Annotated in this window: 11 protein-coding genes and 1 pseudogene; 4 read left to right on the top strand and 8 right to left on the bottom strand. The window is 44.1% G+C overall.

Going from position 1 to position 13,889, the window contains the following annotated elements:
• Window positions 1–5: 5 nt before the first annotated feature.
• The 3 genes from F6K64_RS01725 to F6K64_RS01715 form a co-directional block, all read right to left on the bottom strand.
• On the bottom strand, window positions 6–1,079 hold the full coding sequence (locus F6K64_RS01725) for an ABC transporter ATP-binding protein (protein WP_008185960.1): 1,074 nt from the start codon (window positions 1,077–1,079) through the stop codon (window positions 6–8).
• Between the two features lie 163 nt (window positions 1,080–1,242).
• Entirely contained in the window at window positions 1,243–1,512 is a 270-nt protein-coding gene (locus F6K64_RS01720) for an Asr1405/Asl0597 family protein (protein WP_008185958.1), read from the bottom strand.
• A gap of 74 nt (window positions 1,513–1,586) precedes the next feature.
• Window positions 1,587–2,846: an RNA-guided endonuclease InsQ/TnpB family protein gene (locus F6K64_RS01715; RefSeq protein WP_008185956.1), complete on the bottom strand. Its 1,260-nt coding sequence runs from the start codon at window positions 2,844–2,846 to the stop codon at window positions 1,587–1,589.
• A 497-nt stretch (window positions 2,847–3,343) separates the two neighbouring features.
• Between F6K64_RS01715 and F6K64_RS01710 the strand changes: the two genes are divergently transcribed.
• The gene (locus F6K64_RS01710; protein WP_131827085.1) at window positions 3,344–3,655 is read left to right on the top strand and encodes a hypothetical protein; all 312 of its coding nucleotides are present in this window, start codon (window positions 3,344–3,346) and stop codon (window positions 3,653–3,655) included.
• A gap of 33 nt (window positions 3,656–3,688) precedes the next feature.
• Window positions 3,689–7,786, top strand: coding sequence for a HEAT repeat domain-containing protein (locus F6K64_RS01705; protein ID WP_008185952.1), 4,098 nt, complete (start codon window positions 3,689–3,691; stop codon window positions 7,784–7,786).
• Window positions 7,787–7,923: 137 nt separating this feature from the next.
• Here the strand turns inward: F6K64_RS01705 and F6K64_RS01700 are convergent, their stop codons facing one another.
• The 5 genes and pseudogenes from F6K64_RS01700 to F6K64_RS01680 all read right to left on the bottom strand — a co-directional run bounded on the left by F6K64_RS01700 (window position 7,924) and on the right by F6K64_RS01680 (window position 11,326).
• Window positions 7,924–8,157, bottom strand: coding sequence for a hypothetical protein (locus F6K64_RS01700; RefSeq protein ID WP_131827084.1), 234 nt, complete (start codon window positions 8,155–8,157; stop codon window positions 7,924–7,926).
• A gap of 96 nt (window positions 8,158–8,253) precedes the next feature.
• Window positions 8,254–8,964 (bottom strand): hypothetical protein, encoded by a 711-nt coding sequence (locus F6K64_RS01695; RefSeq protein WP_008185951.1) that lies wholly within the window; start codon window positions 8,962–8,964, stop codon window positions 8,254–8,256.
• 143 nt (window positions 8,965–9,107) lie between these two features.
• Window positions 9,108–9,242, bottom strand: a complete 135-nt coding sequence (locus F6K64_RS01690; protein WP_267872050.1) for a hypothetical protein — start codon at window positions 9,240–9,242, stop codon at window positions 9,108–9,110.
• Window positions 9,243–9,372: 130 nt separating this feature from the next.
• Window positions 9,373–9,573: a hypothetical protein gene (locus F6K64_RS01685; protein WP_008185945.1), complete on the bottom strand. Its 201-nt coding sequence runs from the start codon at window positions 9,571–9,573 to the stop codon at window positions 9,373–9,375.
• A 588-nt stretch (window positions 9,574–10,161) separates the two neighbouring features.
• Window positions 10,162–11,326 (bottom strand): annotated as a pseudogene (locus tag F6K64_RS01680) (CobW family GTP-binding protein).
• Between the two features lie 217 nt (window positions 11,327–11,543).
• Between F6K64_RS01680 and F6K64_RS01675 the strand changes: the two are divergent.
• Both F6K64_RS01675 and cysS read left to right on the top strand, forming a co-directional pair.
• Complete coding sequence (locus F6K64_RS01675) at window positions 11,544–12,740, top strand: RNA-guided endonuclease InsQ/TnpB family protein (protein ID WP_008185941.1); 1,197 nt, start codon at window positions 11,544–11,546, stop codon at window positions 12,738–12,740.
• A gap of 97 nt (window positions 12,741–12,837) precedes the next feature.
• Window positions 12,838–13,889: cysteine--tRNA ligase (gene cysS, locus F6K64_RS01670; RefSeq protein ID WP_287264716.1), on the top strand; the 1,052-nt coding region annotated here is incomplete at its 3' end.

Below are 13,889 nucleotides of genomic sequence, written 5' to 3'. Positions count from 1 at the left end.
AAATTCTAAAATATCGGTACTGATGGGTCAGCTACAGACAGTCGCACCCGCTTCCCTACGGGTAACTGAGTGCTAAGGTTGGTGCGAGCGTGGAGTTTTGTGCCGGAAGCGGTTTGTAAACAGTAGCGGTATTCACGACCTAGGAAGTGTCGGTCTTGAATCACTACGGTGGAGTCATCATCAGCCTTGAGAAGTACATTTTCTTCCCTAAGCATCAGCTCCCCTTGCTCCAGCTGATCCAGTTTTGTATTAAGTATGGCATCATTGACTCTGATGGCAAAGGAGCCTACTTCTGTTTCCCATAGGTCTCCTCTGCGTTGGGCTGGTAAAAAGTTGGCTTGGGTGACGAATTCTGCTACAAAGCGAGAGCTGGGATTGGTATAGATTTCTTCTGGTGTCCCCAATTGCTCTAATCGACCAGAACGCATTACTCCCACTTGGTCGGATATCGACAAGGCTTCTTCTTGGTCATGGGTGACAAAAATAGCAGAGGTGCCGGTTTCTTTGAGAATAGCTCGCACTTCCTGACGCAACCGCAGACGCACTTGGACATCCAGATTGCTGAGGGGTTCATCCAATAGAATTAATTTAGGTTGCGGGGCTAAGGCACGGGCTAGGGCTACTCGCTGCTGCTGACCACCAGAGAGTTCGTGGGGATAACGTTTGCCCATGCCAGCTAATCCGACTAATGCGATCGCATCTTCCGTATTACCCTTGACACAGACACCACTCTTCTGTTTCCGATTCTGCTTAAGCCCAAACGCCACATTCTCTGCTACGGTCAGGTGAGGAAATAGAGCATAGTCTTGAAATACCATACCAGTATTGCGCTGTTCTGGTGGTAACCAATACCCTGGCCCAGTCACTTTCCGTCCTGCCAATACCACTAGTCCCGCTTGGGGTCGCTCAAACCCAGCTACAATCCGCAGTAAAGTCGTTTTGCCACAGCCAGATGGCCCCACTAATCCCAGTAAATCCCCTTCATGGAGGGTAAACGACACATTCCCCACTGCTGGCTCAGTGGTTTGATCAAAGTGTTTAGTAATCCCTTCTAAATGTAGAATTGCTGGTTTTGTCATGAATTGATAGTGAAAGTTATTTTGTTGAAGGTTGAATGTTGGCAGGTTGAATGTTGGCAGGTTGAATGTTGGCAGGTTGAGTAGACCTGACAGGATCAGTAGTTTAATCTGAGTTATGGAAAGCTGACGGCTGACCGCTGAGGGCTGAATGCTTACCTACTAGTTACAGTCTCTCCTTGCGCCTTTTGCTAGGAAGCTGCCAGCAATCATCGAGCCAGGATATTAACTCCTGGCGCGGAAGGGTTAGCTGTCTGAGGATACTCCAAATTTGAATCAAAGCCGTGACATTATCGATTTCAGCTCTCAAGGGCTGGTCAGTCTTACAGTGACAGGGAATCTCTAGCTCTTGCAAGCGCCGATAGACTTGCCATCGGTCTCCCCACTTGATCTCTATCACTTGACTGGCCTCTGATTCAGATATAGATGGATCCATAATCAATAATGAAATAGTTTTTTAGTGACATCCTCCTACACCAAATCAACGATTATGGTGTAGGCTTCCCAACCTCACGATTGGGCATTCCTAGTTTTTCTCTTACGAGATTTTGCCTCTGACCTAGATCGGGTCTCCCCAACCCCCGGCAGACCGACTGCATAGGCGTTTTCTATTCCGCAGAGTCCCTGCGTACTGACTTGTTCTAAACCACGCCACCTGATTACTTGGGCAGCTGCATGGTCTCTATCCGTTCTATATCCACAACCATTACATTGATGTACCCGCTCCGAAAGCCCCTTTTTGCCGGTATGAGTTCCACACTTGGGACAGGTTTGGGAGGTGCCATTAGGATCGACACGCCCACAGTAGACCTGGTGCTTAGATGCTACCCACTCCAAGATGTTGAGAAACTGACCAAAGGCGGCGTCGAGGGTATGCTTCCTAAGCATCCCTCTACTCATTGCCAAAACATTCAAATCTTCAACGAAAACCATCCCCACTCCTTCAGTGGAACAAAGATGATTCGCCAGCTTGTAGTGGTAGTCTTTGCGGGTGTTAGCAATGTGGTTGTGGAACCTGGCCAGCTTTAGTCTCACTCGTTCTCGATTTTTAGAACCCTTGTTAGTTCTGGCGTACTTGCGTTGCAGCAATTTCAGCTGGCGGTGCAAACTAACCAGAAATCGGGGTCTACAGATCAACTCAGACTCAGATGTTGCCAGAAAGCAGCTAAGCCCGAGATCAATGCCGATGGCCTTACCATGAGGCTTAACTTCCGGTATCGAGATATCAGAAGAAATAGCAATAACTGCTTCCCATCTATCAGCCTTTCTCAACACCCTTACCTGTTTAACCACAAACCCATCAGGGATAGGTCGATGCAGGTTGATCGGCACTTTCCCCAGCTTGGGAAGTTTGATTTGCCAACCCGTAATTGGGTTGGATTTGAACTGAGGAAAAAGTAGGGACTTGAGTTGCCCATACTTCTTGAAACGAGGAAAGCCAAAGCCTCTTGTTTTAAAAAAGTCCCAAGCATTATGCAACCGACGAAGAGTAGTTTGAAGTACTTGCGAAGGGGCTTGTTTCAGGCGGGGAAATACTTCCTTAGCTTTAGGGAGGGCGTTTTGCTGATCATAATAATTAGGAAAAGGAATATCAGCTGGAATGATGTATTCCGACTGCAAAGAGCAACAATTAACACGACATTTGCGCGAATTTATCCAGTCTTTGATTTCTCCCAATCCTTGGTTGTAAAGCAGGCGAGAAACCTCCAACCATTCGAGCAATTGTTGCTCTTGAATGGCGGATGGATAGATTCGGTAACAGTAGTTCATTGTTAGACTCATACCACTTTTAGGGGTATTGAAACCCAGAAAACTACCCTGGGAGGTTCATGTATCCCCCAGACCCCCCGCTAGTTAAAAGCTGGAAGCAAGCTGCCTTGGTTAAGGGAAGATTTGAGCAGCCAGGGATTAGTTATTGCTAATGCTCATAGACTAGTTTAGTCTATTTAGGTTTCAAATGCAAAGCTTTCTCAACTAATTTACAAAAAAAATATTATTAGGACTTACGAAGTTTACTGGGTTTTGCCCCCCTGCCCCCCAATTTTGGGGGGTAATGATGTCAAAGTCCCCCAGAATTGGGGGATTTAGGGGGCAATTGCCTAAGTCTTGATTATTTCAACAGTTGCCAGTGGGAGAATAGCACTGGAACACCGGGAGATGGCGTGATCAGGAGATGGAAATATCTAGGGCAAGGGGTGTAAGCACTTATAGATAATTTTGTCAACTATAATTGCAACTACAATCCAGCAATAGATGTAGGGTGGGCAGTGCAGCAGACCAATCAGATCAGCTCCCCATCCCATCCCAAAGCACTGCCCACCAACTGCCTGGAAATAGAAACTGGCAAGATGCCAGTTCTACCAAGATGCCCATTCCACTGGGTGAGCATAGCAGTAGAGCGGGCATCCTGCCCGCCCCAACATATATTGAAACTGGCAAGATGCCAGTTCCACTACAATCGAGCAATAGATGTAGGGTGGGCAGTGCAGCAGACCAATCAGATCAGCTCCCCATCCCATCCCAAAGCACTGCCCACCAACTGCCCGCCCACTATAATGAATGACAAGGGTGCCAGATAATTCAACCTTCATAATTCATACAAGATCCTTAAGATGATCAATTGGGATCCCTATCTAGCATCAATCCGTAACACCTACGCCAAATGGTGGCAAGTTTATACCCTCACCGATGTCCAAGGCCGCAAGCCCAAGCCGCAGCAACAGACCCCTAGACTGTTTAACTTTAACCTGATGGTCCAAACCATCAAGTCGGAGCAGCCACAACCAGACGAAAATCGGGAAGAAATTGAGCGCTTACCTGTCCTAGAAGGATTGCTCAAGTATGCTACTGACCATGTTTTACTAGTGGGTCGTCCGGGTTCCGGCAAATCCACTGCGTTATTGCGATTGTTGGGGGATGATGGGATACCAGGGAAAATTCCGGTGCTGGTGGAACTGCGATATTACCAGACATCCGTGTTGGAGTTAGTACGGAATTTTCTGAAACGCCATGATGTACTGCTGGACTCCACCGATATCGAAAGACTATTGTTTGAGGGACAATTCTGGTTACTGATCGATGGGGTAAACGAGCTACCGTCAGAAGCAGCACGTGTGGATTTGACTCAGTTTCGGCAGAATTACCAGAAGCCTACTCCCATGATTTTCACCACTAGGGATTTAGGAGTTGGTGGTGACTTGGGGATTCAGAAGAAGTTGGAAATGCAATCCTTGAGTGTAGAGCAAATGTCGGAATTTGTCCGAAAGTATTTGCCACAACAGGGGGAGCAGATGCTTCAGCAGTTGGGCGATCGCTTACGGGAGTTTGGCCAAACTCCCCTACTATTAATGATGCTATGTGCCCTGTTTCAGGATAAGGGAGAGATACCGTCAAATCTGGGTTTAGTCTTTCGCTCATTTACCCAGTTCTATTCTGATAACATCAAGCAAGATGTTAGGGTTTCCGAGGAATCAAGAGGATTTTGGACTGACTTGCTGCAACAGTTAGCTTTTGTGATGACAACTGGGGATAAGCCCAAAGAGATTACTGTTGCTATTCCTAAGACAAAATCCCAGGAATTTTTAACTAACTATCTAGGTCAGAATGGTTGTATCGATCCTAAAGTTCGCGCTAGAGCTTGGCTAAAGGATTTACTCAACCATCACTTGATTCAACAATCAGGAAAATTGATTGAGTTTCGACACCAAATGATCCAAGAATACTATACAGCCGAATATTTATTGAAGCAATTACCAAGTATCAGCGATCAGGAGTTACAACAGAACTATCTCAATTATTTGAAATGGACAGAACCTCTGGTGCTGATGCTGCAATTGCTAGATGATCAAGCCCAAGCCCAGCGTGTTGTCAAGTTAGGATTAGCAGTGGATTGGCAACTGGGAGCGAGGTTAGCAGGAGCAGTAAAACCGCAGTTTCAGGAGCAGACTGTTGGGTTGGTGCTTGGGTTAAAGGTTCCGAAGTTAGTTAAGCTTCAATTGTTGGGAATAACTGGATCAGACAAAGCGATACCTGAGCTAAGTAAATTCCTGAATCATAACAACTTTGCTATGCGTTGGAGTGTGGCAAATGCTCTCGAAAAAATTGGGACAGAAGCCACCATAGACCTGTTAAGTAAATGCCTGAATGATGACGAATCAAATGTGCGTAGGAAGGCGACATATGCTCTGGCTGAAATTGGCACAGAAGCCACGATTGCTGCCTTAAGTAAATGCCTAGATGATGACGACTCACTTATACGTAGGAGGGCGGCAGAAGCTCTAGTTGAAATGCGGTCACCAGCAACTATCGATGTTTTGATTAAACTCCTTAAATCTCAAGACTATCGTGGAAGTTATAAAGTGACCTATGCTTTAGCTGAAATCGGTGATAAATCAGCTACTAAGGCGTTGATTAAACTGTTGGAAGATAAAAATAATAAGATTCGGAGAGATGCAGCTAATGCTCTCGGAGCAATCGATTCAGAAACGGCTGTTGATGGTCTTCTTACCTGTCTAGATGATCAAGACTTTATGGTACGGATAACGGCAGTGACAGCCTTGAGTAAAATCCAGTCACCAGCAGCTATTGATGGGCTACTTAAATTCCTGGAAGATGAAAACTATAAAGTCTATTATACTGCAGCAGATGCGGTGATAGAAATCTTCTCACTATCCGTTAATGATGATCTGATTAGACTCCTCAAATATAAAAATTCCTATGTGCGCATCAATGCTGCAAAAGCTCTGATTAACTACCAATCACCAGAATCCCTAGTAGTTATTGATCCTCTGATTAAACTCTTTAAATATGAAGAGCATTATGTAAGGTATATTGCGAAACCAGCTCTGGTAGAAATTGGTTCATTAGATGCTATTAATGAACTGATTAAACTCCTAGACGATCAAGACGACGAGCTACGTTACCTGGCAATAGAGGCTTTGGGAGAAATTGGCTCAGAAGCGGCTAGTGATGGGTTAATTAAATGTCTGGAAGATGACCACTATTTAGTGCGTCGTGAGGCCGCAACTGCTTTGGGTGATATTGGCTCAGAAGCAGCGATTGATGGATTAATTAAATGTCTGGAAGATGACCACTCAGATGTGCGTTGGATGACAGCAGAGGCTTTGGGTAAACTTAAGTCAGCAGCGGCGATTGAGGGGTTAATTACATGCTTGGAAGATGAAGAAGATTTGGTGCGTAGTCAGGCAGCAGAGGCTTTGGGGAATATTGGAGCAACGTCTGCGATTGATGGATTAATTAAAGTCCTGGAATATGATGACTATTCTGTGCAGAAAAGGGCAGCAGATGCGTTGGTTAAGATTGCTTCACAATCCGCCACTAATAAGTTGATAAAAATCCTAGAGCATGAGGATTTTGATGTGCGGATGATAGCGGCAGAAGTTATCGGAAAAATTGGCTCACAATCTGCTATTTCAGAATCTGCTATTGATGGACTAATTAAATGCCTGGAAGATAGCTATAATTATGTACCTGAAAGGGCAGCCGAAGCTCTGGGAAAAATTGGCACAGAAGCTACTATTCCTAAACTGATTAATCGCCTCAAAAACGAAGAATTTGTACAAACTAATGATGGCATAAGCTGTGATCAAACCATAAATGTCCTTAACGCCATTCAAGAGCGCTACCAAATCTACAACCCAACCTATAGTCCCAAACCCACTCCCAAACCAATTGCCACTCAAACCATGTACATCCTCCACCTCTCGGACCTCCACATCACCACCCCTGACCAAGCTACCCTTTGGTCAAACCAACTCGCCCAAGACCTAATTCAAGACCTTCAAATCCCTCACCTTGACGCTCTTATCCTCTCCGGTGATATCGCGAATTATTCCACTCCAGAGGAATACCAGGCTGCACAACAGTTTCTCCACAACCTCCGCCAAGACTTTTCCCTAGACTCGAAGCAAATTGTTCTAGTTCCCGGTAACCATGACCTCAATTGGGAACTTTCAGAGGAGGCTTATGATTTTTGGTATCGCAAAAATTACCAAGGTACACTAACAGAGGGTCACTACATCGAAGAAAGTGAACGGGTGATTCTAGTCCGACATGAATCCAAATACCAACAACGGTTAGCCCACTTCAGCGAATTCTATCAAGCTATCAAAACTCAACCCTATCCCCTCGACTATGACCAGCAAGGGATTATCGACTATTTCCCAGACCAACAGTTACTGATCCTAGGACTAAACTCGGCTTGGCAACTGGATCACCACTTCAGAGACCGGGCTAGCATCCACTCCGGTGCTCTCAGCAAGGCCCTGGCCGAAATTCGCCGTAACCAAGACTACCGCAACTGCCTGAAACTAGCGGTTTGGCACCATCCCCTCAATAGTGCTGGAAGCGATCGCATTACCGACCAAGGATTCATGGAACAACTCGCCCAAGCTGGATTCCGCTTCTTCCTCCACGGACACATTCACAAAGCCGAAACCAGCCTTTTCCGTTACGACCTCAGTCCAACTGGGCGCAAACTCGACCAAATTGGTGCTGGCACCTTTGGGGCACCCACCAAAGAACTCATACCCGGTTATCCTTGGCAATATAATCTACTGAAAATTAAGGATAATCAGCTCACTGTCTACACTCGCCGTCGGGAAGAAGAAAATGGTGCTTGGAAACCTGATTCACGGTGGACTCAGGGTCCAGGAAAAGGTGGTTTGGATTATTATTCCATTGAGTTGTAGAGAGTAGGGAGTAGGGAGTAGGGAGTAGGGATTGAGCGCAGTTTTGCCTACTGATCTATAGCAGTTTTTATCCTAATGAGGTACACATAATTTTTGCCCTGTTCCCTTTTCCCCTCCTGGGAGGGGTTAGGGGTGGGTTACTCTTCCCTATTCCCTGTTCCCTGTTCTCTAAAACCCAAGAATTTTGGCGTTGCTGAATCAAGGAATGAATGCGCGATCATCTGGTTTTGGTCAAGCCCCCGTGGGTCCCCCAACTTTGCGGTGCGACCCAAGGGCGATTTACTCGCCCTAGGAGGCGCGCACCGGAAGGGACGCAAGAAAGTCTTGTTCCCCCACCGGTGCGCTTTCCGTCGGCGAATTAAATTCGCCACGGGTCGCACCGCAAAATTGGGGGGCTAGGGGGGCAAAACCATACCCAGAATCAGCAACGCCAGAATTTTCACCTCAACCAAGTAAAAAATACTGTATTAATGCTTACTTAATTCAGCTAGATAATCCTTAACTAACACTTCGATTAGCATTGGATCTAAATTGCTATGGTGAAATTTGATAGCTAAAGGCACCGTTAGTCTTTGCTGATTATTGTCGTAGGTTCGCTTTCCAAAGTAGAAAAAACTCTGGGTATTTCCACGACCTGTCTGCATAGAAAAACTTAAAAAATCCAAGCCAGGAAGATTACCAACAAATTGACCTAGTTGGTAAGCATAGTATCTATCATTATTATTGGGCAATATAGGATTAGCGAAAATACTGTCTTTGCTATTTCTGTATAGTTGATAAAATTCAAGCCATCCTAATTTTGTGGCATTATTAATGATCATTTCTGCAAATCGAACTTCGCCTCCCACTGCTGTCGGACAAAATAATGGTGGATTATTAATTTGATACCATTTATGGTTAATAAATCTCCACCAGAAAGGAGGATGTTCTTTCAGGGCTTTAAGTAATTTCCAGATTAAGAAACACGTAAAGGTTGAATAGTCATTTTTGAAATTATCGTTATAATTAGTTTCCGCATCGGTTAAGTCTAATCTTAAGGTAATATCTAAATAAGGATTTATTACCTTTGTTTCGTCAATAAAAAAGTCTAGTGCCCAGCCGACATAACTATTTTTGTATTGATCAGTATCTAAGGGTATAGCGTCGTATTTGTCTAAATAGTAATTTAAATCGTCCATGATTTAAGTATTAGTTAAGGCTAATAGTATTTTAGCTAAGCATTCAGCCGTCAGCCGTCAGCTGTCAGCCGTCAGCTTATTGTATTCAAAAGCACCGATTGCGCGTAGCTGTTCGCGTAGCGTGTGCGTAGCACATAAGCTAATCACTGATAGCTGATAGCTGATAGCTGATAGCTGATAGCTGATAGCTGATAGCTGATAGCTGATAGCTGATAACTGATAGCTGACCGCTGACCGCTGATAGCTTCCAAAAAAATAGCCGTAGAAATACTATCCACGGCTATTTCAACTCCACAATAAGTCAGTTGAAATTGTGATATCACTAAGTTCCCAAATCTAACCCGATGTGATGATTTGATTGGCCAAAGGTCACGCAAGGGGGGGAAATCCCCCCAGAAATTTAAAGTGTTATGGCAACAGCCAATACTTGGTTATGGTAGTCATCACTTCCCCGGGAACATCAGTTGGTTCCAGAGGGGTCCATTCAGCAATCGACCCATAGCCTAGGGAATATAGCATCTGCATACTATAAATGACGGCTTCACGAGAACCTTTCAGGACGTGCTTAGCGGGTTGTTTTTTGAAATTTTGGGAAAATTTTTTGGACATCACTAAAAAACTGAACTCATTGTGATTATAGTGATTATTGGAATGATTATAATTTAGTTTTTCAAGGGTTTTATAAAAGTTTTTTTGGGGAGTTTTAGGGGTAATTAATAATTAATAATTAAGAATGTAGAATTAAGAATGTAGAATTGAGAATGTAGAATTAAGAATTGAGAATTAAGAATTGAGAATTAAGAATTGAGAATTAAGAATTGAGAATTGAGAATTGAGAATTGAGAATTGAGAATTGAGAATTGAGAATTAAGAATTGAGAATTAAGAATTCAGAATTAAGAATGTATAATTTAGGACGTTGCTGAATTGAAGTATGAATGCGCAATCATCTGATTGTGGTCAAGACCCCTAAATTCCCATCTTTAAAAAAGCTAAGCATCCGCTAATTCCCCCCAAGCGAGCAATCCCTCGCTTGGGGGGCTAGGGGGGCGGGGGACCCAAGAAAGTCTTGTTCCCCCCAAGCGAGCAATCCCTCGCTTGGGGGGCTAGGGGGGCTCAATCATACCCATAATCAGCAACGCCGAATTTAGGATTCTGCATTCTTAATTCTTCATTCTACATTCTTAATTCTTCATTCTTAATTCAACAATTGCTTACCAAATCCCCTGCTGTGTATTGGTAGACTCTGAAGAGATACACTGGTTTAATTGTTCACGTAATGTATCATGATCTAAATCTTGACCAATCAGCACTAATTGATTTTTTGGTTCACCTTTCCACTCATCATCTTCAATAGAGAAACGCTTACCACTGAGGTGGAAGATGTGACGCTGAGGACTTTGATCAAACCAGAGAATTCCCTTAGCGCGGAACACATTAGAGGATAACTTATTGTCTAGGAAATCCTGAAACTTCCGAAGCCCTAGGGGCTTGTCACTCTCGAAAGAAAGGGAAGTGAATCCGTCAATTTCTAGGTGATCGGAGTGATAGTGATGAGCGTGATCATGGTCATGATGGTCATGGTGGTGATGATCATGGTCATGGTGATCATGGTGGTGATGATCATGGTGATCATGGTCATGATGGTCATGATGGTCATGATCATGGTGGTGATGATCATGATCTGATGTTTTGCTGTCGAAATACTTATCAGACTCAAAGAGACCAACACTGAGAATTAAAGGAATTGGCACTTCGGCTTTAGTAGTTCTCAAAATCCTAGCATCAGTTTTCATATCTCTGAGCCGGTTTTCCAAGTGGTCTACATTGGCTTGATCGACCAAGTCAGTCTTGTTGAGGATAATAATATCCCCATAAGCAATCTGATTAGTTGCCGCGTCACTATTAAATAGATCGATACTAAAGTTTTCTGAATCTACCATAGTGACAATAGAATCAAGACGAGTCATATCTCGCAATTCTGTGCCCAAAAAGGTTAGCGCCACTGGTAAGGGGTCCGCTAATCCGGTAGTTTCCACCACTAAATAATCCAGCTTTTCTGGATGCTCCAATACGTTGTAAACTGCTTCAATTAAATCATCATTAATGGTGCAGCAGATACAGCCATTATTCAGGGCGACCATATTATCATCAGTATTGATAATCAGCTCATTATCAATACCAATTTCACCAAACTCATTAACAAGGACCGCTGTTTTGACGCCTTCTTGGTTACTTAAGATATGGTTAAGGAGGGTGGTTTTGCCGCTACCCAGGAAACCGGTAATAATGGTAACGGGTAAGCCTTGTTTCGGGGCTTCCATCCCTTGACCAGATGGGGAATCAGTCGGTAAAGTTTGCATAAGGCAACTTGTGAAAACAGTTGAGAATCAAGATATACCAAGATATCGTATTTTATCTAAAACAGCAATTCATCTCCAGCTAACCCTACGGGTATAACGGGAGACGGGGCGTATAAAGTGCTCCCGCAGGTGACCCACACAGCCCCTCATGAATTGCGCTTACTTGACACCTTACACAGAATATATTATAATGTAAGTATATACCAAAGAGTAAATAATGGTCGAAAAAGCTTACCGTTACCGTTTCTATCCAACCCCTGAACAGGAAACTCTGCTGAGGAGAACTCTAGGATGTGTAAGACTTGTTTACAACAAAGCTTTAGATGCTAGGACTTCAGGTTGGTACAAACGCTCCCGACGGATAAGCTACAAGGAAACTTCCTTAATGTTGACAGAATGGAAAAAACAGGATGACTTGTTCTTTTTGAATGACGTTAGTTCTGTTCCTCTTCAGCAAGGATTAAGACATTTACAAACCGCTTTTACTAATTTCTTTGCCGGTCGAGCTAAGTATCCTAACTTCAAGAAAAAACGTAATGGTGGTAGTGCAGAATTTACTAAGTCAGCATTCAAATGGGAAGATGGTCAAGTCTATCTTGCCAAATGTAAAGAACCTTTACGGATTCGTTGGAGTCGTCAGTTACCTGCAAACTGCACTCCAAGTATTGTTACACTTAGCTTAGACCCATCTGAGCGGTGGCAGATCTCAATTAGGTTTGATGACCATAGAGATTTGAGCTTACCGACCACAGATAAACAAGTTGGCTTGGACTTAGGAGTTACTAGCCTGATCACAACAAGCGACGGAGATAAAATTGCCAATCCCAAACATTTTAAAAAGCTCAAGAAAAAGCTAGCTAAATACCAAAAAGCTTTGTCACGAAAACAAAAAGGTTCTAATAATCGTTACAAAGCCAGGTTAAAGGTTGCCAGGGTGCATGCACAAATCAAAGACTCTAGACGAGATTTTACCCACAAGCTAACTACTCAACTGGTCAGAGAAAACCAATTGATTGCGTTTGAAGATTTAGCTGTGAAAAATCTGGTCAAAAATCACAAACTAGCTCAAGTTATCAGTGAAGCCAACTGGGCGGAAATAATTCGTCAGATTAAGTACAAGTCTCAATGGTATAATCGAGAAGCCATTTCCATTGATAAGTGGTTTCCTAGTAGCAAACTGTGTTCTGTTTGCCTAAATCGTGTTGAGTCTTTAGCTTTGAATATTCGGGAATGGGATTGCCTATCCTGCAATGCTCACCACGATCGTGATATCAATGCATCAATTAACATTTTGGCGGCAGGACTTGCCGTGTCAGTCTGCGGAGCGACCGTAAGACCCGAAGAGAGTAAATCTCGGAAGGCTGGTGCGAAAAACTCCCCCAAGGGGAGAAGGAAACAGAAACCTAAGTCGTGAGTCTTAGGAATCCCTCGTTATAATCTTTGATTTAACCAGGGAGGATGTCAAAAGTATATCTATAGCCCACTGTTGGTGATTTTATCTTTTCTTTGTCATGACCCTAAACCTTTACAATACCTTAACCCGCCGCAAGGAATCCTTTGAGCCATTGGAAACTGGTAAAGTCCGGATGTACTGCTGTGGCATTACGGTGTATGACTTGTGCCACTTGGGTCATGCTAGAACTTGTATTGTCTGGGATACCGCTCGTCACTACTTACAATGGCGGGGCTATGATGTGAATTATGTCCAAAATTTTACAGATATTGATGATAAAATCCTAAACCGAGCCCGAAGGGAAGGCACCTCTATGGAGGCAGTGTCGGAACGCTTCATTGATGCCTATTTTGAAGATATGGCAAGGCTGAATGTCCAAGAGGCTAATGCTTACCCCCGCGCGACTCATAGCTTAGATGGAATCAAGCGACTGGTGTGTGAGTTGGAACAAAAAGGCTATGCTTACGAAGCCGATGGGGATGTGTACTATTCAGTGCGTCGGTTTGAGGAGTATGGCAAACTCTCTGGCCGCAAGTTAGAGGATTTGCAAGCAGGAGCCAGTGGACGGGTAGATGTAGCCGACTCGGTTGGGCCTAAGAAGAAAGACCCCTTTGATTTTGCGGTTTGGAAAAGCGCTAAGCCAGAGGAACCATCCTGGGAATCCCCTTGGGGACCTGGTCGTCCAGGTTGGCATATTGAATGCTCGGCGATGGTGCGAGATATGCTCGGGGAAACGATTGATATTCATACTGGTGGCTCTGACTTGGTTTTCCCCCACCACGAAAATGAAATTGCTCAATCGGAAGCAGTAACTGGTAAAAGCCTAGCCCGTTATTGGTTACACAATGGCATGGTCAAGGTGGATGGAGAGAAAATGTCTAAGTCTTTAGGCAACTTTACTACTATCAGAGACTTACTCGACCGTCCCGTTGACCCCATGGCAGTGCGGCTATTTGTGTTAATGGCGCAATACCGTAAACCAATAGATTTTACTGATGATGCGATCGCATCTGCTACCAATGGCTGGCAAACTCTCAAAGAAGGCTTGCTGTTTGGTCATAACTATGGTATACAATTAGGATGGCAAGACCAATCAGCCACACCCAAACC

Source organism: Moorena sp. SIO3A2 (genome assembly GCF_010672265.1).
Lineage (GTDB): Bacteria > Cyanobacteriota > Cyanobacteriia > Cyanobacteriales > Coleofasciculaceae > Moorena > Moorena producens.
The sequence above is the reverse complement of the archived record's forward strand: the minus strand, read 5'-3'. Positions and strand labels throughout refer to the sequence as shown.

Coding starts and splice junctions, on each gene's coding strand:
- F6K64_RS01720 (WP_008185958.1), bottom strand. CDS start 1,512: ATGGATCCATCTATATCTGAATCAGAGGCCAGTCAAGTGATAGAGATC.
- F6K64_RS01725 (WP_008185960.1), bottom strand. CDS start 1,079: ATGACAAAACCAGCAATTCTACATTTAGAAGGGATTACTAAACACTTT.
- F6K64_RS01715 (WP_008185956.1), bottom strand. CDS start 2,846: ATGAACTACTGTTACCGAATCTATCCATCCGCCATTCAAGAGCAACAA.
- F6K64_RS01695 (WP_008185951.1), bottom strand. CDS start 8,964: ATGGACGATTTAAATTACTATTTAGACAAATACGACGCTATACCCTTA.
- F6K64_RS01675 (WP_008185941.1), top strand. CDS start 11,544: ATGGTCGAAAAAGCTTACCGTTACCGTTTCTATCCAACCCCTGAACAG.
- F6K64_RS01705 (WP_008185952.1), top strand. CDS start 3,689: ATGATCAATTGGGATCCCTATCTAGCATCAATCCGTAACACCTACGCC.
- F6K64_RS01685 (WP_008185945.1), bottom strand. CDS start 9,573: ATGTCCAAAAAATTTTCCCAAAATTTCAAAAAACAACCCGCTAAGCAC.